This is a genomic window from Mesorhizobium sp. M1E.F.Ca.ET.041.01.1.1 (assembly GCF_003997355.1).
Taxonomy (GTDB): domain Bacteria; phylum Pseudomonadota; class Alphaproteobacteria; order Rhizobiales; family Rhizobiaceae; genus Mesorhizobium.
Map to the genome: position 1 here is coordinate 1 of NZ_RZSL01001184.1, position 661 is coordinate 661.

Genomic DNA, 661 nt, shown 5'->3' on the forward strand with positions numbered 1-661 from the left:
GTTGATGATCGCCATCGCCAGGAAGCCGAGCGGCAGGTTGATCCAGAAGATCAGCGACCAGTGCAGGTGCTCGGCGAAGGTGCCGCCAAGCAGAGGCCCGGCAACACTGGCGACGGCCCATGTGCCGGCAATCCAGGCCGCATAACGGGCCCGTTCACGCGGTGGCACGAGGTCGCCAATGACGGTCTGCGTCAGGGCGAACAGGCCACCGCCGCCAGCGCCCTGGATGGCGCGGCCGATGACCAGCACCAGCATGTTGGGGGCGAGAGCGCTGACCAGCGATCCCAGGAGAAAAATGAGCACGGCGGCATAGATGACCGGCCGGCGGCCATAGACATCGGAAATCTTGCCGTAGAGCGGCGCCATCGCGGTCGCTGTCAAAAGATAGCCGGTGACGATCCAGGGCAGGTATTCGGCATGGCCGAGCGCGCGGCCGATCGTCGGCAGGGCAGGGGCGACGATGGTCTGGTCAAGCGCCGCCAGAAGCATCGGCAAAAGCACGCCGCCGATGATGGCATTCTTCTCGCTCTCGCTCATCAGCGGCGAGGTTGTCGTTCCCATCGTCGTGCGATTGTCGACGGTCTGGTCCATGCGTCATTCTTTCAAACAAAGGCTGGTTCGCGGTCCGCAAACGCGACCGGCTCGGGCGTCTTCCGCCTGT

General features: G+C 64.6%; 1 protein-coding gene. It reads right to left on the reverse strand.

Annotated features, from left to right (window positions below):
- The coding region (locus EOA38_RS38245; RefSeq protein WP_127301653.1) for an MFS transporter at positions 1–591 on the reverse strand (591 nt) is incomplete at its 3' end.
- Positions 592–661: the final 70 nt, after the last annotated feature.